At 44.8% G+C, this 21,091-nt stretch carries 20 protein-coding genes; 10 read left to right on the top strand and 10 right to left on the bottom strand.

The window, feature by feature from the left end:
* Window positions 1-30 precede the first annotated feature (30 nt).
* Window positions 31-1,176, top strand: coding sequence for a quinone-dependent dihydroorotate dehydrogenase (locus EJ419_RS03095; protein WP_131283509.1), 1,146 nt, complete (start codon window positions 31-33; stop codon window positions 1,174-1,176).
* Window positions 1,177-1,270: 94 nt separating this feature from the next.
* On the opposite strand, the gene EJ419_RS03090 is transcribed toward EJ419_RS03095, so the two are convergent.
* Both EJ419_RS03090 and EJ419_RS03085 read right to left on the bottom strand, forming a co-directional pair.
* The gene (locus EJ419_RS03090) at window positions 1,271-3,508 is read right to left on the bottom strand and encodes a transglycosylase domain-containing protein (protein ID WP_131283506.1); all 2,238 of its coding nucleotides are present in this window, start codon (window positions 3,506-3,508) and stop codon (window positions 1,271-1,273) included.
* A gap of 266 nt (window positions 3,509-3,774) precedes the next feature.
* Window positions 3,775-4,503: a Crp/Fnr family transcriptional regulator gene (locus EJ419_RS03085; protein WP_131283504.1), complete on the bottom strand. Its 729-nt coding sequence runs from the start codon at window positions 4,501-4,503 to the stop codon at window positions 3,775-3,777.
* Between the two features lie 104 nt (window positions 4,504-4,607).
* On the opposite strand from EJ419_RS03085, the gene EJ419_RS03080 reads away from it, so the two are divergent.
* The 4 genes from EJ419_RS03080 to galK all read left to right on the top strand — a co-directional run bounded on the left by EJ419_RS03080 (window position 4,608) and on the right by galK (window position 9,203).
* Window positions 4,608-5,627 (top strand): DUF6630 family protein, encoded by a 1,020-nt coding sequence (locus EJ419_RS03080; protein WP_131283502.1) that lies wholly within the window; start codon window positions 4,608-4,610, stop codon window positions 5,625-5,627.
* Between the two features lie 180 nt (window positions 5,628-5,807).
* Complete coding sequence (locus tag EJ419_RS03075; protein ID WP_131283500.1) at window positions 5,808-6,584, top strand: DeoR/GlpR family DNA-binding transcription regulator; 777 nt, start codon at window positions 5,808-5,810, stop codon at window positions 6,582-6,584.
* Window positions 6,585-6,645: 61 nt separating this feature from the next.
* Window positions 6,646-7,908 carry a galactose-1-phosphate uridylyltransferase gene (galT, locus tag EJ419_RS03070; protein ID WP_131283498.1) on the top strand — a complete coding sequence of 421 codons (1,263 nt, stop codon included), beginning with the start codon at window positions 6,646-6,648 and terminating at the stop codon, window positions 7,906-7,908.
* 32 nt (window positions 7,909-7,940) lie between these two features.
* Window positions 7,941-9,203, top strand: a complete 1,263-nt coding sequence (galK, locus tag EJ419_RS03065) for a galactokinase (protein ID WP_131283496.1) — start codon at window positions 7,941-7,943, stop codon at window positions 9,201-9,203.
* Between the two features lie 223 nt (window positions 9,204-9,426).
* Here galK and EJ419_RS03060 read toward each other — a convergent pair whose 3' ends face one another.
* Window positions 9,427-10,791 carry a PFL family protein gene (locus EJ419_RS03060; protein WP_131283494.1) on the bottom strand — a complete coding sequence of 455 codons (1,365 nt, stop codon included), beginning with the start codon at window positions 10,789-10,791 and terminating at the stop codon, window positions 9,427-9,429.
* A gap of 57 nt (window positions 10,792-10,848) precedes the next feature.
* Window positions 10,849-11,121, bottom strand: coding sequence for an ACT domain-containing protein (locus EJ419_RS03055; RefSeq protein WP_131283492.1), 273 nt, complete (start codon window positions 11,119-11,121; stop codon window positions 10,849-10,851).
* A 299-nt stretch (window positions 11,122-11,420) separates the two neighbouring features.
* On the opposite strand from EJ419_RS03055, the gene EJ419_RS03050 reads away from it, so the two are divergent.
* Window positions 11,421-11,618, top strand: coding sequence for a hypothetical protein (locus tag EJ419_RS03050; RefSeq protein WP_131283490.1), 198 nt, complete (start codon window positions 11,421-11,423; stop codon window positions 11,616-11,618).
* A 115-nt stretch (window positions 11,619-11,733) separates the two neighbouring features.
* Here EJ419_RS03050 and EJ419_RS03045 read toward each other — a convergent pair whose 3' ends face one another.
* Together EJ419_RS03045 and EJ419_RS03040 are read right to left on the bottom strand one after the other, a co-directional pair.
* On the bottom strand, window positions 11,734-13,350 hold the full coding sequence (locus tag EJ419_RS03045) for an ATP-binding cassette domain-containing protein (RefSeq protein WP_131283488.1): 1,617 nt from the start codon (window positions 13,348-13,350) through the stop codon (window positions 11,734-11,736).
* Between the two features lie 292 nt (window positions 13,351-13,642).
* Window positions 13,643-14,374 (bottom strand): tRNA (cytidine(34)-2'-O)-methyltransferase, encoded by a 732-nt coding sequence (locus tag EJ419_RS03040; RefSeq protein ID WP_131283486.1) that lies wholly within the window; start codon window positions 14,372-14,374, stop codon window positions 13,643-13,645.
* A 16-nt stretch (window positions 14,375-14,390) separates the two neighbouring features.
* Here EJ419_RS03040 and EJ419_RS03035 point away from each other — a divergent pair, with 16 nt between their 5' ends.
* Window positions 14,391-15,314 carry an HhH-GPD family protein gene (locus tag EJ419_RS03035; RefSeq protein ID WP_131283484.1) on the top strand — a complete coding sequence of 308 codons (924 nt, stop codon included), beginning with the start codon at window positions 14,391-14,393 and terminating at the stop codon, window positions 15,312-15,314.
* 77 nt (window positions 15,315-15,391) lie between these two features.
* Window positions 15,392-16,123, top strand: coding sequence for a hypothetical protein (locus EJ419_RS03030; RefSeq protein ID WP_131283482.1), 732 nt, complete (start codon window positions 15,392-15,394; stop codon window positions 16,121-16,123).
* 144 nt (window positions 16,124-16,267) lie between these two features.
* Here the strand turns inward: EJ419_RS03030 and EJ419_RS03025 are convergent, their stop codons facing one another.
* The 3 genes from EJ419_RS03025 to EJ419_RS03015 all read right to left on the bottom strand — a co-directional run bounded on the left by EJ419_RS03025 (window position 16,268) and on the right by EJ419_RS03015 (window position 19,466).
* Window positions 16,268-16,723 (bottom strand): hypothetical protein, encoded by a 456-nt coding sequence (locus EJ419_RS03025; RefSeq protein WP_131283480.1) that lies wholly within the window; start codon window positions 16,721-16,723, stop codon window positions 16,268-16,270.
* A gap of 71 nt (window positions 16,724-16,794) precedes the next feature.
* Complete coding sequence (gene radA / locus EJ419_RS03020; protein ID WP_131283478.1) at window positions 16,795-18,213, bottom strand: DNA repair protein RadA; 1,419 nt, start codon at window positions 18,211-18,213, stop codon at window positions 16,795-16,797.
* Window positions 18,214-18,476: 263 nt separating this feature from the next.
* A complete protein-coding gene (locus EJ419_RS03015) occupies window positions 18,477-19,466 on the bottom strand; it encodes a DUF975 family protein (RefSeq protein WP_131283476.1) in 990 nt (329 codons plus the stop codon).
* Window positions 19,467-19,575: 109 nt separating this feature from the next.
* Between EJ419_RS03015 and EJ419_RS03010 the strand changes: the two genes are divergently transcribed.
* Window positions 19,576-20,424, top strand: coding sequence for a hypothetical protein (locus EJ419_RS03010; RefSeq protein WP_131283474.1), 849 nt, complete (start codon window positions 19,576-19,578; stop codon window positions 20,422-20,424).
* Window positions 20,425-20,575: 151 nt separating this feature from the next.
* Complete coding sequence (locus tag EJ419_RS03005; RefSeq protein WP_004268639.1) at window positions 20,576-20,665, top strand: 30S ribosomal protein bS22; 90 nt, start codon at window positions 20,576-20,578, stop codon at window positions 20,663-20,665.
* Between the two features lie 113 nt (window positions 20,666-20,778).
* On the opposite strand, the gene EJ419_RS08320 is transcribed toward EJ419_RS03005, so the two are convergent.
* On the bottom strand, window positions 20,779-21,091 hold a 313-nt coding region (locus tag EJ419_RS08320; protein ID WP_205668814.1), incomplete at its 5' end, for a hypothetical protein.

Genomic DNA, 21,091 nt, shown 5'->3' with positions numbered 1-21,091 from the left:
TTAGAATAGACATGGTATCAAGGAGGATTTATGGGATACGTGAGTGAGAATATCGTACACGATACGGTAAATAAGGCGAGCACAGGCTTGTTCCAGTTGGCTTATAAGGAAGCTGTGAAACCAATCGTTTTTGATCAGTCGCCGGATGAGGCGCATGATCAGATGATTCAGTTTGCTCGGTTAACGCGAAATATTGCGCCGTTGATGTGGGCACTTCGCGCGATGATTGACTATACAGATCCAATTTTGGAAACAGAGGTTATGGGAATTAAGTTCCATAACCCATTCGGGCTGTCTGCAGGCTTAGATAAGAATTGCGATTTACCTGTGCTGCTTGAGAACGCAGGCTTCGGTTTTGAAACCATTGGATCTGTCACATCGCGCCCATGCGCTGGAAATGCGCGCCCATGGTTCCATCGTTTGCCAGAATACGCTTCAATGATGGTTCATGTGGGTCTAGCCAATGATGGGATCTCGACCGTTATGCCACGGATCGAGAAAGCGTATCTGCATTCTCAGACGATGCGAATTTCAACTTCAATTGCTCGCACAAACGATTCTTTTGCTGGTGACATTGCTGAGGGAATTGAAGACTACGCAAAGTCCGTTCGACGAGCGGCTAACCGCACACACATGCTGGAAATTAATATTTCATGCCCTAATACTCAAGTGGGTGAACAGTTTACAAAACCCGAAAATCTTGATCGCTTATTTAAAGAGCTCGACACAATTGATCACTCACAGCCACTCCTTGTAAAAATGCCAAGCGATAAGAGCTGGGAAGAATTCCGTGAACTTGTAGATGTCCTTGCAGATCATAACGTACAAGGTTTGTCTATTGCGAATTTGCGCAAAGACCGCCAAGGGCTTGATGTGCCTCCTGATTGGGCTGGAGGACTGTCAGGGCTACCAACGGTTGATCTGAATAATTCAATTATCGAGAAGACGTATCGTGATTATCATGACCGTTTTACTATTGCTGGAATTGGCGGAGTATTTACTCCAGAGCAGGCATATGCAAAGATTCGTAAAGGCTCAAGTCTTGTCATGTTTGTTACATCTTTGATGTATCGTGGGCCGCAAAACATCACGGTTCTTAAGCGCGGTCTTGCAGAGCTTCTTCGCCGGGATGGCTTCTCGTCAATCGAAGAAGCGGTTGGTGTAGATGTAGACTAACGCCTCATCATCATTTAGGTATATAAATAGGACCTTTACGTATTAAGTCAAACGTAAAGGTCCTATTTATATGTGCGGAAATTAATTACTGATATTACTCGTCCTCATCTTCATCATCATTTCGAGCAGGAGAGTTTTGATTCTGTGCATTAGAATTACTCTGATTCGATGATGAATCGCGATTTTCTGAACGCGACGTCGAGGAGCTTCGACCATTGCCATTCATCAGTGTGTTATCTGCTTGACCATAATTTGGATCATCAGGGATATTCGCCTGTGACGTGTAATCGTTGAGGAACTGTCTGAGCATTGGGCCGGCGATATGCTCACCATACCACTGACGGCGGGTAACTCCCTTAATCGTACGTCCGGTCAATGGAATCTGAGATTCCATATTTCCTGCAACGCCAAAGACAGAGACCCCGTTAGTAAAAGCGGCACCTGAGAGGAAGTAATCTTCTGCTGTACCGGTCTTTGCATAGACCTTACGATTTGGCAAGTTAATACTTGTAGCAAGACCGCGTGTGGCGGACTGGTTCAAGACATACGCAGTAGTTTGAGCTACATTAGATGGAATAGCTTGAGCGCAGTTGGCAGAAGGAACTTCATATTCTTTACCATCCTTCTCTACCTTCGAGATAGCGATAGGGTCGCACTTAACGCCATTTGCTGCGATGGTTGCATAAACATTTGCCATTGTCAAAGGAGCAACGTTCAAAGACCCAATAACCATAGGAGCAAACAACGTATCGTGGATATCGGACTGGCTCGTAATCGCATTGTGATAACCCAAAGATGTTGCGGTATCAGCAATCGCGCACAACCCGATGCGCTGAGCCATTGAAGCCTGGGTAGTGTTATGAGAGCGGAGAATACCTTGGAACGGGCTTTCTGGGCTTACCGTACCGCCTGTAGCATTTTGAACTCTCCATACGCCAGCTGTCGTAGAGTTGCATGGGAAGCTGTTATTTGCATACGAGGTAGATGTAGGAAGCATTTCATTGGCATAATGGCCATTTTGCATCCACGACACAAGGTTAATTGGCTTAAAAGTGGAACCAGGTAAGATACCTTGAGCTCCGCCATCCTCTTGGTCGACCGCGTAATTAACCGCTGTATGAGTTGGATCGCTTCCATCGGCTGCAGCATCATAAGTGCGGTTTTGGGCAAGAGCCAAAACTTCACCTGTTCCCGGCTTTACAGCAGCCAAAATGGACTCAAGGCCGGATGGATCATCTTCTGGAATGACATTTCGAACTGCCTGAGATGCTACATTTTGAGCGGTAACATCCATAGTAGTTGTGATATTCAAACCGCCTTGATAGAGAAGCTTGGTGCGATCTGCACGAGTTTCACCAAACTGTGCTGAAGAAAGAATTTTATTAACAACATAATCGCAGAAGTATGCAGCATCTCCAGCAGTTTGGCAGCCAACAGGAACGTTTTGAACGTTCAGCATATCCTGCATGCTTACAGCCTTAGCTTCATCCACCTGCTGCTGAGTAGCATAGCCTTGGTTAAGCATCAAAGACAAAACGATATCGCGTTGTTCCTGCGCGGCTTCTGGGTGAAGAGTAGGATCAAACGCCTGTGGATTCTTTGTAATTGCCGCGATAGTAGCTGCTTGACCAAGCGTCAACTTGCTTGCAGTTGTATTGAAATAACGACGAGCTGCAGTTTCGACACCGTAAACACCGGAACCGAACTGAGCGATATTGAGGTAGCCCTGAAGAATTTCTGCCTTTGAATAGGTCTTTTCTAATTGGACTGAAAGAAGCATTTCGCGAATTTTACGCGCAATAGTATCTTCTCGCGCATGATATGCAGCAATCGGATCGTTCGAATTAGTTGCCTGATCGATGAGGATATTCTTAACGTACTGCTGGGTTAAAGTAGATCCGCCTTGTGTATCACCACGGGAAATATAAGTCTGAACGAATGCACGTAATACACCCGTAGGGTCCACACCGCCATGCTGGAAGAAGCGTCGATCTTCTCGGGCAACGACAGCCTGCTGCATTACCTGAGAGATATCTTTTAATGGTACGATAATACGATTTTGAGTATAGAAGGTCGCGATAAGAGTCGTACCATCCGAAGCATACATGCGAGACTGCTGAGGAAGATCTTCCAAATCAAAATTGACGTCTTCTAATCCAGCGCTCATTTGAGGCTGAATTGCGCGCGTAACAGCGCCTGCTCCCACTACTGCCGGCATAACAACACCAGAAGCTACTACGCCACCCATGACGCAGAATAAGAGGTAGGACAAAATCAGCGTAAAGACACGTTTAGCAGAGCGCTTTGTTTTCTTCCCATTTTCTTCAGACATACGCAATATCTTACCGTGACGTAGAAACTGAGTCTAGGCAGTTCCATCAGATGGCACAATATCACTACGAAATATGTAGTTGGCACGTCTATACCGCGAAAGTTTTGCGTAAAACCGCGTCCATTGCGACAACTTTACGCAATCAACGGTATAGGGAATAGGGTGAGCTGGGGTGAGCTGGGGTGAGCTGGGATGAGCTGAGTTGAGCTTAGTTGAACGCAGCTCAACTGAATTCAGGCGAGAAGGCCCAGGGGCTGTTTTCCTCGCTAATGCTGTGCTCGAAGAATAAGCTTTCCAGGTTGATAAATAATAATAGTTCGGCCCTCGCGAGCGATCCAACCACGATTAGTGAATTCCATTAATGCTTTATTGACCGTTTCGCGCGAAGTACCCACGAGCTGTGCAAGCTCCTCTTGGGTCAAATCATGCGGAACAACCAGCCCCTGGACGCTTGGCTCGCCAAATCGTTTCGCTAGATCAATCAGGGTTTTTGACAAGCGTGCCGGAACATCCATAAATACCAAGTCACTTATGCGTTCATTATTTCGTCGCATACGACGTGCGAGTACTTGAAGCATATTAACGGCAACTCGAGGATGCTCGCTAAGCCATGAGAAAAGAACCTCGGATGTTAGGGAAAGTGTCGAAGTGCTGTTTACCATGCTGACTGCCGATGCTGTGCGAGGGCCACCATGTGGGTCGAAGACTGGAATTTCACCTGCGATTTCCCCAGCGCCAGAAATACTGAGCAATTGAATGCGATGATCGTACGATTCGCGGGTTAATTTAATACGCCCGCGCTCGATAATGTACATGTTGGTATCTTCATCGCCTTCGTGAAAGATATATTCGCCTTTATGAAAGACCTGATGCTGAAGATGAGGCAAAAGCTGACGGGCATCCTCGACAGGAACATGCTTGAAAAGCGCAGTATGGAGAAGTGTCTGTTCATCTTCAGCGAGATTATCGCCAAACGCCGTTGAATGCGCGACCATAGTTTTCTCGTTTCCTTAGCATCATGTATGTTTACTTAAAAACTAGTTCAATATCATAGTCAGTGGGGCGAACTGAGAGAAACGCGAGTAAAGGGGACTTAATAGTGGCTGTGTGGAATAGATTATGGCGGAAAGAATACTCGCAGTGGTCAATGGCTGTGGGAGACAAAATTGTTCAGGACTTTACATGGCACGAATTGAACCTTGCAATTAAAGCAATCGCGCAGGGTAAAGCTAAATCAGTAATCATCAAATGCGCGCAGCTATTACCTGCATCGGATGGATGCTTATGCGATTTTATCCATATTTTTCCTGATTCATCTGCTAATCAGGATGGGGAACAATTTCACTACGGGATTAATACCATCAGTGCGCCAGGGGCTCTTGACAAGGTGACATACGATGTTGCTCACGCTAGTCGCGCTCAGCTTGATTCCTTCTTAAAGCAAGTTTTAGATACGAATCAGCTTCCTGATATCCGTTCGTGGAACATTATTATTGATAAGAGGAATGGACGCGATGGGGTAGATTCGCATCGGGGAAATCCTACCGTGACGACAATGCGAACACAACAGAGCCAAAAGAACGGTACGCGGCAATCAGAAATTTCCAGGGATGATGAAAGATTCGACAGAAAAATTCATAAAGAAATTATCGAACGATTAACAGAGAATGAGCATATCTGGGAGACAACCAACTACTCCTACGATCAGTTGCGCGAGTTATTTCTTAAAACGCAAAAAGATAACCCACATTGGGATATTGAAGATGATGGCACGTTCACGACATATTGGGGGTTTAGCATCGCTCATTTACTTATAAAAGAAAATGATATATGCACCATGAGTTGGGAAGATGATATCGATAAGTTCATTAGAGCCTTGCAACCTGTGGCGGATAAGAAAGATCTCGATATTGAGCGTTCCTGGTTTAATGCTGAGGAAGAAGTTCCGATTTGGTGTACTGTGCTACAGCATAAATGGGACGATGCTGGCTACGATATCGGTGTTATTGACATGGATACGGATAGTTATATCTTTTTCGTTGCTAAGAAGGTAGTTATAGAAGAGCTGAGGCAACTGACTATGAAAACTGCGTATACCATTGATTTTGCGGAATTCTAGGCATTTATAAGCATAGAGTACCATAATTTTAGATACAAAGTTTTTATACAGGTAATTAAAGTTAATTAACGTTAATTACCTGTATATTGGGGATTTTTAGTTCTTGCGGTATGCGCAGGAATCTTCAAGAAAGTTCTCTTCTGTGTGGTTCGCACATAAATTTTGTGCGATAATGTTCATATGATTTCTTCACAGAGACAACAATTAATTTTAGGTCGATTGAGAACGCGCGGGGCTGTGCGAATCGCTGGACTCGCTGAAGAGTTCGGCGTATCGGCGATGACAATTAGGCGAGATATTGCTGAATTAGCTGATAAGGGCTTAGTGAAACGAGTGCATGGTGGCGCTGTGTCTAGCTCGACCTCGCTTGCTGAACCATTATTTGCCGTGAAATCTCAGATGGACGTAGGTCTGAAAGATTCTATTGCGATGAAGGCTGTTGAACTTGTGCAGCCGGGTGATGTAATTGCTATTGGCGGCGGTTCGACAACGTACGTTTTCGCACAACATTTGCTCGAAAGTGAAAATTCTACGGGCATTACCATTTTGACGAATTCATTGCCAGTCGCCGAGCTTGTGCAAACTGCTGAAAATAAGGATGTAGAAGTTATTGTTACTGGTGGGGTTACCACACGTTCGAACTCGTTAGTTGGGCCTTTGGCGGATCGAGTGATTTCATCTCTTCGCGTCAATTTGCTCTTCTTAGGTGCGCATTCAGTATCAGTTCCGCGTGGTTTCTTAACTCCGAATTCCTTGGAATCCTCGACAGCTGCGGCGCTGATGTCGATCGCCAATCAAACGATTGTGCTGACAGATCATACGAAGTGGCAATTGACGTCCTTGTCGTTATTCGCTGGCTTCGATGATGTGGATATTATTATTACAGATCCGGGTATTAGTCCTGAAGATGTCGCAGCTACTCGTGAAGTGGCGCATAATCTCATTATTGCGGATTAATTTTTAACATAATGTCACAAAAGTTCACAGTATACGACAAAAATTTGCTATACTGTGAACTATGACTACTTATAATGCATACGTGCCGGGTGAATACGCACGTGAGAATATCCGTATTTCGCAGACGACGTTGTCTGATGGTCGAGATTTCTTCTACCTCGATGACGATCCAGACTATGTGTCAGGTAAGAAAACTCGTGAGCTTACTGATCCGCGAGTTTTAGCTAATCGCTACGAGCCAGGCATTGATGGAGAAGGTAATCCTATGCCAGTTCAGGCGCCTGAGATGCGTCAAGATCCTTTGACCGGTGACTGGATTCCAATGGCGACAGCTCGTATGAACCGTCCTATTACCGCAGGGCCGGGGGCTACGGCATCGGGCAATCCATTAGCGGCTCGTAAGCCGGGTGACCCTTACCAAGATGGGGAAGTTCCAGATACGGATTACAACGTTGTTGTATTTGAAAATCGTTTCCCGTCGATGACTCGCGTTCCAGGAGTTCCAGATGCTGTGTCATATGTTGATGAGAATCCATTGTGGAAGTCCAAGCCAGCAGTTGGTCGCTGCGAAGTTGTGTGCTTTGATCCTAACGAGACTGGTCTTCCTGCAGATTTGCCGATTAAGCGAATGCGAACTGTAGTGGAAGCGTGGGCATTTAGAACTGCTGAGATTAGTGCGATTGAGGGCATCGAGCAAATTTTTCCATTTGAAAATCATGGTCAAGAAATCGGTGTATCGCTTGCACATCCTCACGGGCAGATTTATAGCTATCCATTCATTGCACCTCGTTTGGAAACTGAGCTGCAGCATACTCAAGCGTATTTTGATAAGAATGGCAGTGATTTACTCACTGATTTGAAGAAAGCTGAAATGGATGCTGGCGAACGTATCGTGCTGCGCAATGATACATGGATAGGCTATGTTCCTGCCGCTGCTCGCTGGCCACTTGAGGTTCATGTACAACCACTGCGAGATGACGTTCGCACTTTGGATGAGCTCAATGATAATGAACGCTGGGGCTTGGCTCAGATGTATTCGCAACTTTTGAAGCGCGGAAATGCGTTCTTTGATACAGGCGATGGTCGTGGAATGGATTTGCCTTATATCTCAGCTTGGCATCAAGCTCCTGTGCGAGATGCTCGTCGTGAGAATTATCGCTTGAATTTGCAATTCTTCTCATTCCGTCGCTCTCCAAATAAGATTAAATATCTCGCGGGCTCTGAGTCTGGTATGGCTGCATGGATTTCGGATACAACTCCTGAAAAAATTGCTGCTCGTTTCCATGAATTAGGTCCAATTGATATTTCTGATGTAACTGAATAAGTTGTCTTGGTGAGTAATTAAAGGACAGTATTATGGCACAAATTGAGTTTATTGATGCGTTAAGCATTGATGAGGGTGCTCGTGAAGCATCTGAACTGTTTGAATCAACCTTTGGGTTTGCCCCTCAGGGTGTGTGGGATGCGCCTGGTCGTGTTAACCTTATCGGCGAACACACCGACTACAACAACGGCTTATGCTTGCCAATTGCGCTTCCACATCGCACATTTATTGCGCTTTCTCCACGTGAAGATACACAAGTACGCGTAATTTCGACTCTTTCAGGTGGGGTAGTCGCACAAGCTGATTTGCAAGACTTGGAAGCCGGAGCAGTAGAAGGCTGGGCGGCATACCCAATTGGTGTAGCGTGGGCAATGCGTGAACGTGGCGGCTTCGGAGATAAGGTTCGCGGTTTCGACGCGGCTTTTTCCTCATGCGTACCGCTGGGTGGAGGTCTTAGCTCATCGGCAGCTATGACATGCTCCACAGCGCTTGCGTTGGATGATGTCTTCGGACTTGGATATGGCAGTAGCGATGAAGGGCGAGTAACTCTTGTTAATATGGCTATTGCTTCTGAGAATGAAATGGCTGGAGCTGCAACCGGTGGCCTTGATCAATCCGCTTCTTTGCGCTGTCAAGCAGGTAAAGCATTGCTTCTCGATTGCAATCCAGCGCTATCTGCTGTAGAAAGTGTATCGCAGCAAGACTTCGATCTCGATACCTTAGGATTGGAACTCTTAGTTCTTGATACTCAAGCTCCGCATTCGTTAAATGATGGACAGTATGCAGCTCGTCGTCGTGTATGCGAGGAATCTGCGAAAGCATTGGGCGTTGAATCATTGCGTGTCCTCGCGGACCGGATTAATGGGCTACCACAAACTGAGCGAGCAGTAGCTGTGGATGCATTAGTATCGCGACTTGATTCTGAAGAAGCGAAAATGCGTGTACGTCACGTTATTACCGAAATCGGACGCGTAACTGAATTCGTGGACGCATTTAAGGCTAGAGATATCAAGCGAGCTGGTGAACTCTTTAACGAATCACATAATTCTTTGCGCGATGACTATGAGGTAACCGTACCTCAACTTGATGTAGCTGTTGACGTCGCTCGAGCAAATGGAGCATATGGTGCTCGCATGACAGGTGGCGGTTTCGGCGGATCTATTATTGCTCTCGTAGATAAGGGGCAGGCTGCAATCATCGCACAGAAAATTGCCGATGAATTTGAGAGTCGCTCGTGGAATGCTCCACGCGCTCTTGCAGTTGTGGCTTCAAATCCGGCTGAACGCGTGAGATAGTCATAGGTACGTAGAGCACATGAAGAAAAGATAAGGCGCGGTTAAGTCGTAGGAATTTTTTGCATGTTTGACTACTTTTGATTGTTTTGTCGGTTCGAGATGACGGAAAAGCGGGATAACGTGCAAAAAATAATTTAAAATAATATGAAATTGCGGGACTCTGTTGATGAGCAGAGTCCCGCAATTTCGTGCATACAAAGCATGTAGATAGATGTAATGAGTTTTAATTCTTAAAGCTGTGTACTGGTGCTGGAATGTGTCCGCCGCGATAGACGAATTCCGAGCAATCAGAAGTATTAACTGGCATAATTGGCGCGCGTCCGAGCAAACCGCCAAATTCAGCAGTGTCACCAACTGTCTTGCCAATAACCGGGATAACGCGCACAGCAGTTGTTTTTTGATTAATCATGCCAATTGCCGCCTCATCCGCAATAATGCCAGAAATCGTGGCAGCTGAGGTATCTCCCGGGATAGCAATCATATCCAAGCCTACAGAGCATACGCACGTCATTGCTTCGAGCTTTTCGATAGTAAGATTGCCATTTTCGGCAGCTTCAATCATGTTCTTATCTTCGGAAACAGGGATGAAAGCACCAGAAAGTCCGCCGACATAGCTGGACGCCATGATTCCTCCCTTTTTCACCTGATCATTGAGCATTGCGAGAGCTGCAGTCGTACCAGGGCCGCCGACTTGAGAAAGACCAATCTTTTCCAAAATTTCGCCTACTGAATCGCCTACAGCAGGAGTTGGTGCAAGAGAAAGATCAATAATTCCAAATGGGATACCTAGTCGCGCGGAAGCCTCCTGCGCTACAAGCTGGCCTACGCGAGTAATCTTGAAAGCGGTTCGTTTGATTGTTTCGCACAAGAATTCAAAATCTTTGCCCTTTGCTTCGTCCAAGGCACGCGAAACAACGCCCGGCCCGGAAACGCCTACATTGATAACCGCGTCGCCTTCGGTTACGCCGTGGAAAGCTCCAGCCATAAATGGATTGTCATCAGGTGCGTTGCAGAAGACTACAAGCTTTGCATTACCCAAAGAATCGATATCAGCGGTAGCTTCGGAAACTTCTCGGATCACTGTGCCCATCAAAGCAACAGCATCCATATCGAGGCCAGTGCGCGTAGAACCAACGTTGACAGACGCACACACATAATCAGTGGATGACAATGCCTGAGGGAGAGAACGAATAAGGAGCTCTTCGGACGGAGTCATCCCCTTGGATACAAGAGCAGAGAAGCCACCGAGGAAGTTCACGCCGACAGTTTTTGCTGCTCGGTCAAGAGTTTGACAAATCTTAACGTAATCATCGGTTGTCTTGCATGCACTCGCGCCAACTAAGGAAATAGGAGTGACGGAGATACGCTTATTAACAATCGGAATGCCGTAATCGCGCTCGATATCTTGCCCGACCTTAATAAGGTCTTTTGCATACGTAGTAATTTTGGTATAAATTTTCTCGCACAATGTATCTACGTCATCGCTGACGCAGTCTAACAATGAAATACCCATTGTAATCGTGCGTACATCGAGCTTTTCTTGCTCGATCATTTTGTTGGTCTCGTTGACCTCCATGATATTTAACATGAAGATATCCTTTCGTGCGAAGCTAGCAATCAGTTTTGTACTGTTTGGCGTACGTCGTTAGATACGATGCATCTTCGTGAAAATCTCTTCACGCTGGCAGCGCACATTGACACCGATTTCTTGGCCGATAGTATCAAGTTGCTCTGTTAATTCGCTGAAATCTACTGTTGATTCAGAATAATCAACAATCATCATCATGTTGAAAAAGCCATCAATAATAGTTTGAGAAATATCAAGAACATTGACATGAGATTCAGATAAGTATGTGCACACGCGAGCAATAATGCCAACGGTATCTTGACCTACGACAGTGATAATGGCCTTGTTCATAATGAGTCCTTCAGTCGAGAAAATTGTGAAAGCGAGGTCACACAATGATTGCCGCGTATACTGCTAACAAATCATAAGCAATCAGCGTGTGCATAACGCTTCTTCAAGTATATCTTTTTGGTGGAATTTGATGATGTCGCCTAATGTTTGAAAGATTTCTAGTACTCTTTGATTCGCTCTATGGCTTATTCTATGGTTCACAATGCGAAATTTATGAGAGAAGACGATTGTTGGCGATATATGATTGCGCTATAGCCGATAAAGTAAACTAAAAGCCAAGGAAGACGGAGAGATTTGCAATGTGGCAGGTTATTAGGATTATTCTCATTGTGCTTGCAATTATAGTAGCGTTAGTCGTGATATCGTTCTTTGCTGTCCGAAATCATCTTGATAGGCGTGCCGAGCAATTACAAAAAGGCAATGAGATGGATCGCCAGATGGCTAGTGATTTACGTGAAATCTCTCGACAAATTGATCGTGGAAATATGTATCGATAGAATTTAATCGATTAAATCAGCAAGAAAAACTGTGCTGTTATTTCTTATACATATCAAAGCAATAACAACACAGTTTCTACTACACCGCGCCAAAAGCCCAGTAGACTATCTACGCTTACTTCATCCTTCCAAAATCAATCACAGTGTCGTATCGTTCCAAATCCTGAGGTTGATAATGATGAATAACCTCAACGAATGTGAGATTAGAGTCTAAGAGATAGCGATGAATATCATCGGATGTCTTCTGATCTAGGGACGCGTTAACCTCGTCAAGCAGCAGAATTGAACGGTTGGAAAGAATTGCGCGCGCTAGTTCAATTCGGGCCAGCTGTCCTCCTGAAAGCTGATCGGCGTTATCTCCGAGATTGTAACTTAGACCTTTCGTTTCAAGAACTTCTCCAAGATCTAGCGCATTACACACGTTCATAATTGTGGAGATATCTATATCGCGACCAAGAGTCAGATTGTATTCAAGCGTGTCTGCAAAAATAACCGGAGCTTGGCTTGCATAGGCAAAATCGTGAGAGAAGCTGCCTGGTTGGACCATGTGACCATTACGCAATATGGTTTGTGCTTTGCCAAATGAACCATTCATAATGAAATGCAATAGAGTTGATTTTCCGCAGCCAGACGGTCCGATTATTGCAATTTTCTTCGACTTCGTGATACTAAAGTTGAGATTATCGCATAGTGCCATTTGATTTCTCGACAATGATACTGCTTGGAAATCAATGGAATCTGGGGATTCGTTACGCGAGTTACTGCTGTTCGTTGCAATATGAGAATCTTTTGTACTGATTAGGAGATTATTTATTTTATCGATAATTGGCTTTGTCGTTGATAAATTATTTCGTTCATCCAAAATGTTCAAAATAGGATTCACGAATGAGTTGGATAACTGGAGAATCGCTATGAGTGAGCCAAATGTAGTGTAATGATGAACAATAAGAAGCGCTCCAACAAGGAATGGGACAAAGAAAGTTACAATCTCTGCAATGATGCTTACGCTCGTTTGAGCATTAGCATTAAGAAGGTTCATGCGCATTAAAGCATTCTCTAGCTTCGCAATAATATGTGAATTTCTCGAGACCGCCGCATCTTGTTGCCCATAGAGATTGATTGTGGAAGAGCCAGCCAAGAAATTCTTTGTTTTTGAAACGTAATCGCCATTGGCATTACTCCATTTTTCTGCTGCGGCTTGAATTGGCTTTTGGAAGAAATTTGAAGCGAGCAACGGGATACATGAACCAATGAAGAAAATAATAGTAAGAATCCAATTGATATAGAGAGCGTAACCTAATGACAGAATAAGAGTGAAGGCGTAGAAGATGATATTAAGCTGTGCTCCAAATCGGTTTGTTTCGAGTAATTTAAAATCATTTGTCAAAAATCCAAGATCCGATGAATTGCTTTCGTTTTGTGTATTCTCGTCGGTCGATATTTCCTGCGAACGTGAGAACATTGCTCGCAAAATCTCGGTGCGAAGAGATGTATTAACCGTGCGTATTGCGTCATTTTTGAAATAGTTATACCCCAATTGCGCCACGAATACGATAAGGAAGAATGCAATAACTTCAACGATAAAGAGGGGAATCTGCTGGACATGTCCTTCCAACGCGAGGTTCGTCAATCCAGCGGTCATAAAAGCAAGCGCTATGTTTTCAGTACTCGAAATCAAACTAAAAAGTGTAAGTAGAACGAATTTCCAGCGCGGGTAATAGCGAGCAATCATACTAATCTCCTAAAGTCTGTACAGTGTACGTGTGTCATGTAGCGGAGTAATTGCAGCTTTCGATATATAAGTAATAAGGGAACGTCACAATTGTTAACCTATAAACCAAGTATGGTCGCGTTTTTTTTGATGCAAATTATGGGTCAAATAGTGACACATTGACATCTCGATTCTTGTCGTCAATGCTATTGCGGAAAAGAAAAATGGTGACGAGCAAGTATAAAAACTCACTCAGTCACCATGAAATGACATATAGATGTCGTAATGATTATACAGTATGAGACGAAATTATCTACAACTCCTCAGTCTCACCTGCTCCTGCAAAATCAAGCTGACGCCATGCTTCATAAAGAGCGATGGATGCCGTGTTGGCTAAGTTAAGTGAACGCAAACTTGGGCGCATTGGAAGTTTCACCTGTTCAGCTACATGAGGTCCGAACATAACATCCATAGGATCTGGGATATCGCCCGGTTCTGGTCCGAAAAGCAAAATATCTGTAGGCTTATATTCGATGTCTGTGTAAGTTTTAGTGGCATGAGCGGTGAACGCAATGATGCGGGAATCAGGCATAGCTTCAACCATGGCTTCAAAACTTGGATGAATGACTACGTGAGCCATATCGTGATAGTCAAGACCCGCTCGGCGAAGTTTTGTATCTTTCAAATCGAAGCCAAGCGGCTCAATAAGATGCAAAATTGATCCGGTAATAGCACATAAGCGAATCGCGGAACCGGTATTTCCTGGAATACGTGGTTCATAGAAACATATATGCGGTGTCTGTGTGATACGTTTACTTGCTGAAATTGCTGTAAGCATTGTATCGGAAACGGTAATAGGATTGCCATGAGCATCAGTAATGAGCTCATCTGGAGCGTAATTCTTCTTACGATAGCCATACTCGAACATCGCGGTTGGCTCTTGAATTTTCGCTTCCGGTATGCGTCGGGTAGTTTCAGAGTGTTTTTCTGAATTTTGTGCGGCGTTTGTGGAATCGTTCACACTTGTGTTCTGCTCGTTAGTCATATGGGTAACAATAGTAATGATGACAGACCAGATTGAAGATATCGAACGTTCTGTAGTAAAAGAACGAGCGAGTGCATTCTATGAACCGCTGAGTGCATGGTGGGATGAGAACGCGCGTGACTTTCCGTGGCGATTTGGAAAAACGAGCTCATGGGGAGTTCTTATTTCTGAAGTAATGAGCCAGCAAACTCCGATGTCTCGAGTTCTTCCGTATTGGAACACGTGGATGAGCGTATGGCCTGAGCCTGCTGATTTAGCACGGGCAACGCCAGCTGAAGTAATTACCGCATGGGGGACACTTGGCTATCCACGACGTGCTTTACGTTTGCGCGAATGTGCGCAAACAATTGTCAAGCGGCATAATGGGAAAGTGCCGTCTACATATGAGGAACTGACTGCTTTACCGGGAATCGGTGATTATACGGCGAGCGCAGTGCTGTCATTCTATTTTCATCAACGTATTACTGTTATTGATACAAATATTCGACGCGTGCTTTCGCGTTCTGTCGAAGGTACAGAATCATTGGGAGGTTCTGCAACTGTCCAGGAAAAGAAAATTGCGAACCTAGCGCTTCCTGATGATACACACGCATCCGTGATATGGAATCAAGCTACGATGGAGCTTGGTGCTACAGTGTGCACAGCGAAAAATCCATTATGCGATGATTGTCCGTTGCAAGAAAAATGCGTTTTCCTTGCTGCCGGCAAACCGGGATTAGGACAGAAACGTACTAGACCTCGTCAAAGTTTTACGGGAACCAATAGGCAAGTGCGTGGTTTAATCTTGAAAGCTCTTCGCTCGAATATTTCGCATAAGCTGGAGTATTCAGATGTGCAAAAAATCTGGGATAATCATGCTCAACTTGATGAATGCATCGCAAGTCTCGACGAGGATGGTCTTATCGTTATCGGAAAGAATCATGCAATTGCGTTGCCTTAAATAGTCTGTAAGCTTAAACAATTCGGCAATATTAAGGTAATTTTGCCCAGATACCGTCGCAAAAGTAAACTAAAAATATGGTGAAGAACGTGAAAACTCGAAGTAAGCAACTACAGCGTAAATTCCTTATTCGTCGCATAGTAGCGCTCGTGGTGCTTCTTGCGCTTATCGTGGCAATTGGTTGGGGGATTCGCGCGGTCATGAGCCGTCGTGGTGCTTCTAGCTCGGATGGTAATTCTTCACAATCAACGTCGCAGTCCTCCCAAACCGCGCAGAATTCTGAACAAAGTAAGACAGGTGATGCGAATGCTAAAGGAACTTTTAGATCTGATAAAGCAAAAGCATCGGGGATACCAGATTGTTCTTCTGATGATGTGACGGTGACTTTGAGTGCCGATAATGCAACTATCGCAGCAGATGGAAGTTTGAATTTCACTAAGACTTTTGCGCATAAAGGCTCAACGGATTGCCTTGTGGACACAAGTGATGACTCAATGGCTGTAGTCATTACCAATACTGACGGTGTACAAGTATGGCGAAGTGACGCATGTGCAGTCGATCCTTCTCAGATTTTGCTTGGGCAAGATGACACGTATCAGAAAAATATGACATGGAATGGTTCTATTTCTAATACGACGGTCGACGGTTCTATTGCTGAGCGTTCCACAGTCAATGCTGCGGGACAAGCTTGTATGAATGCTGGCGAGACAGCGCCACATGTGGTAGCCGGCGATTACACGGCTGAACTCATCAATGTAGCGGATGATTCTATGAAATCTGAAGCTGTGAAGTTTAGCGTATCGCAGTAAAATCCGCGGTACTGTACGAAATGAGAAGAGAGGTACAAGCGCATCATGCTTGTATCGCTCTTCTCAAATTTAGAAAATTATGATTCTATAACGAGCAATTTTGATGAAGAACAAATTAGTCTTCGGCAATTGGTCTCTTTAAAATCATGATTTTCTTTCTTGGATAAAAATTCCTGCAACGCACATAAGTAAGATAATCCCCGTAAAAAATCTTATGAAAATCCCTGGAGCGTATGTGACGGAACTTGGTGACGATACCTCAGTAAGGAAGTTTATCGAAGAAAATTGCGCAAGGCTCCAATACAGCAAACCTAGAGAGCTGAGCAGAGAAACTACGAGGTTAACTATAACCATGGGCCGTTTGCGATAAAAGATGGCTGTTAGTAGTGCTACGAAGGATGCAATAATAAGAATAACTATGAAGTAATTACTTGCGTTTATTTCAAGAATAGAATTATTATCCGATCCCCAAAAATTTACTGTGGCAGTGCCGTTTGGATACTGCGCTATGTAATCCGGTATCCATAATGATGCAAAAGCCAGAAGATTAGCCATTAAACCGAGATTATAAAAGCTACGAAGCCAATTAATTTTTACCATAAAGTCACCTTACAACGGGTCATGGGCGTCTAAGCCTAACGAAGGCTGGATATAAGGGCGGATCGGACCGGTTACTTATTCATGCCCAGCAAATGCAAGGCTTCGCCAAGAGAAGAAACTTCGATAAGCTCCACACCTTCAAATTTTTCATAATGAACGCCTTGACGAGCTTGAGGCACGAGGATACGGGTAAAACCTAAACGCACAGCCTCTCGTATACGATTGTTAATTCGTGGAACGGGACGAATTTGACCGGTTAAAGAGATTTCTCCTATAGCAGCAGTAGATCTAGCAATAGGCTTATTTACTGATGCGCTCGCAAGAGCAATTGCCACTGCTACATCGCAGGCTGGCTCTTTTGCTGAGCCGCCAGCAATTGTTGACACGTATAAATCCTTGCCAAGTAGATTTATGCCACCATGACGATAGAGAACCGCGACAAGCATAGCTAGACGATTCGTGTCAACACCATTCGTAGCGCGACGCGGTGTAGGAAGAACGGAATTCGTCACGAGTGATTGAACTTCAATTGGCAAACTACGATGACCGTCAATGGTAAAGCTGACACATGTGCCCGCAGGAACTTCCTGAGAATCGCTGATAAATAATCCACTAGGGTCGCTGACTTCTTGAATACCATCACCACTCATGTCGAAGCACCCGACTTCATCGGTAGGTCCAAACCTATTTTTTACGGATCTTAGTAAGCGCAGCGCGGTCTGAGAATCACCCTCGAATTGGCATACTACATCAACCAAATGTTCAAGAGTACGAGGTCCAGCAATGGTACCATCTTTTGTTACATGTCCTACGAGGAGTAGGGGTATATCGTGCGTTTTAGCTACGTCAATTAACGCTGTAGCAACTTCTCGTACCTGAGTTGAGCCACCCGGTATGCCTTCTACGCGAGACGAATTAATTGTTTGCGCAGAATCAACGACAGCAAGAGTTGGTTTTTCATCATTAATAAGTGATACAACTGTATCAAGATCAGTGGTTGCTGCCATGAGTAAGGAATCATGCACAGCGCCGATGCGAGCAGCGCGCATTTGGATTTGTGCTAAAGATTCCTCGCCAGAAATATACAGTACTTTAGCATCGGGGTTTTGCTTGCTTTGCGATCGAGCGATATTTCCAGCTGTCTCCAAGAGAAGTGTTGACTTTCCTATGCCTGGCTCGCCCGCCATAAGAATAACAGCACCGGGAACTATTCCTCCGCCAAGAACGCGGTCGTATTCGTCGAAGCCAGTATGGATGCGAGACACTTTTTTGATGCTAGTGTCGGTCGTTGAGCGTAATAAATCCTTGGTATTAATGGGTGCTTCTGAGGAGATAAGGCTTTGAGAAGTCTTACTTGCTCCACGCTGTGGCCGTGCTTCATGGAATTCTTCAATCGTTCCCCATTCGCCACAATTTGGGCAGCGTCCAAACCATTTTGCGCCATTCCAGCCGCATTCTGTACATACAAATTGTGTCGATGTTTTAGCCATAACATCACAGTATTTTTGAACTCAGACATTTTCCAGATAGTGAATTATGGGGCGAGTTATGCACAATTGGAAGCCGTGGGGGAGGTGTGGGCGATCTGGGTGCTAGGGAATTCAGTCCGAGGCAGCGGACTTGAGAGTCGCTGAGAAAGGTGTTGTTATTTCTTATGGAAGTCTACGCGAAACCGGCATAGATTAAGGGGTAAGCTATAAAAGCTTACCCCTTAGCATCTTATTAGCTAACTAATTAGCCACTTCCTCAATAACTAGCCTTGATATGGAGGCTGAGCTGTAGGATCAGTCGGCTCCGCTGGGTTCTCAGTGGATTGCTCAGGCTGAACAGGTGCTGTAGGCTGCACTGGTTGTACTGGCTGCGCAGGTTGTGGTGCTACTGGCTGGGAGTATACAGGAACAGCATTGTATGGTTGAGCTGGCTGATTTGGCTGCATCGGAGCAGCTTGTGCTTGAACTGGCTGAGCAGGCGCCTGGGTATAGCCTTGAGCAGGTGTATAACCCTGTACAGGCTGTCCGTATCCAGCCTGAGGTGCGCCGTATGGTGCGCCTGTAGGTGCCATTGGATTAACAGGAGCTACTGGAGTAGCTGATTGTGCAACGAGAGCACGGTAGAAAGCTGCACGAGTAGCCATGTGATAAGGAGTGACATAGAGATTAAGCAGTCCGAATGTGAAACCGGAAAGAATATACCAGCCAAGGAAGCTCAAATCGAGAACGAAAAGTTCGCCCTTATGCCCCTTCATCATATTCTTGGATGCAGTAATTGCTTCAGTTCCCTGTGCCTTGTATCCCTGCTTAGCCCAGTCGTCTACAATGTACAAGCTCATTGAGTATGAGTAGCTTGCTACGATACCAGGGATCCAGAAGAGCATACTCCACAAGAATGTGAACACGATCTGAAGGATATAGGTGACAAGATTTGCTCCAGTTTTTCCATCAGTGAATGCGCTAGTAAGTTCCTTACCATAGCCTTGATCGGTGCCGTCAAATATATGCAGGAATGCTACAATTCCTGTGATCGCAGTATAGATACCCGCAATAGCAATGAGAATTCCGATAAAAGGGGAAGCTGTAGGGAGCTGACGCGCTGCTGCAGCCGCCGCAATAGATGAAAACTGAATTGCTGCAAGAATTACAGGAATGATAGACAAAGTAATAAGCAAGCCGACAGCAAGACCCCACTTGCCTTGCAATGAAGCTTTTGTTTGTGCCTTAAGCTGAGCACGATTGATAGGATTCATGACGAACCTCTTTCTCTTATAAAGGTGTTATCCCTAGAGTAACGATAAGTAGCAACATAATAAAACGATTTGAGTGTGTATGGTCTTAAATCCGTGTCACAATTAATCTATGGCTGAAGAAGATATCAACGCGAAAAAAACTACATCTGTGCCTACTGATTCCACTCTTGCAGAAGATACTGTGAGCGGAGCAGATATGGATGTAACAGCTGAAGCTACAAATAGCACAGAAGGCGGCACAGAAGTTATAGACAGTGCTGAGGTGAAGGATAACGCAGACGAGCATAAAGCTCAGAATGTAACTTCTGAGACTGAGGAAAAGAGCGAACAGGCTGCTCAGCTAGAGCAGGAAGCTCAGCGTGCAGTCGAACAGCATAATATTTCTCATAAATACAGAATTATTGCTATCTCAACGATTTTTGCCATTATCGTTATTATGGTGGTCACCGCATTCGGTTGGCCAGGGTGGGCGAGGCAAGAAGCGACAAGTGGCTCTTCATCAGCGACCGGTCAAGAATCAGTAGTAACTGCTACTCCAGTTGCATTGCCTAAGGATGCCTCGGCATTGGTTAAAATTTTACCTGATACTGTGGGTTCATATGCTCGTGGAGAAGTGAAAGAGACGACGGTATGGAAGGATTCCGAGCCGGTTGAGGAATACGAAGTAACCTATACAACTGGTGATAACGCGTCAGAAATTAAGATTACTTTTGCGCAATGGACATCTGCTGACTACGCAAAGGCGCAGTATGATTCGTTGATCTCCGGTGAAAAAGGTGCGGCTACTGCATCAGGAAAAGTTCGTGTGGGGGACAGCGAAACAGGTTCGTATGAAGTTCACGCGGACGCATCGGATAGTGCAAAATCCGTCATCCTATGGAATAACGACACCACAGTCTTCCAAGCAATTGGCCCAAAGAACGCTGTCAATAATTTCTACTCTTCATTCCCATATTAAAGTAGGGATGTGGGTTAAATTATTTACCGATAAATCGTCTTAGTTATGGTTAATATGTAATTAAATTTACATTTATTTGAGCAAAACGGCTGTTCAGTCGCCAATTCGTAGTATCATAGGGAAAGTTGTCAATTAATTAGAGGAGGCTCTGATGGGTTCGGTCATCAAGAAGCGTCGCAAGCGGATGAGTAAGAAGAAGCACCGCAAATTGCTGCGTAAGACTCGCCACCAGCGTAAGTAGTCTTAAAATATAAGCGTTAAAGGAGCACATCGTTTATGCGATGTGCTCCTTTTTCTTCTATCTGTATGTCTTTCTGGAATGTAGATACGGGCTTATATACAGGCGTGTGGTACTTAGTGTTTTGTTATTTGTTGGCCGATGGCGGCTCCTGCAGCTTTTCCTAGTTCTACCTCTGGTAGAGTGACTGTATTATGGAAACTATCTGTGAAGTTTGCAACCTCTCTGGCTAAACTCTCATCCTTGTTTATACACTCATCAATAGTTTTATTCACACTATCGCGTAACTTTTCAAACCCGTCACACACGCGTGATGCCAGAGTAAGATTAGCATCCACTAGCACCTTCAATTCTTTGCACGCTTCTTGCAGACTCGCTTTCTGACGCATAATTTCAGCATCAATATCCGAGGAGGACACAGCATACAAA

This window comes from Alloscardovia theropitheci (assembly GCF_004332295.1).
Taxonomy (GTDB): domain Bacteria; phylum Actinomycetota; class Actinomycetes; order Actinomycetales; family Bifidobacteriaceae; genus Alloscardovia; species Alloscardovia theropitheci.
Note: the sequence above shows the minus strand (reverse complement) of the source record. Positions and strands in the feature narration are given on the sequence as shown.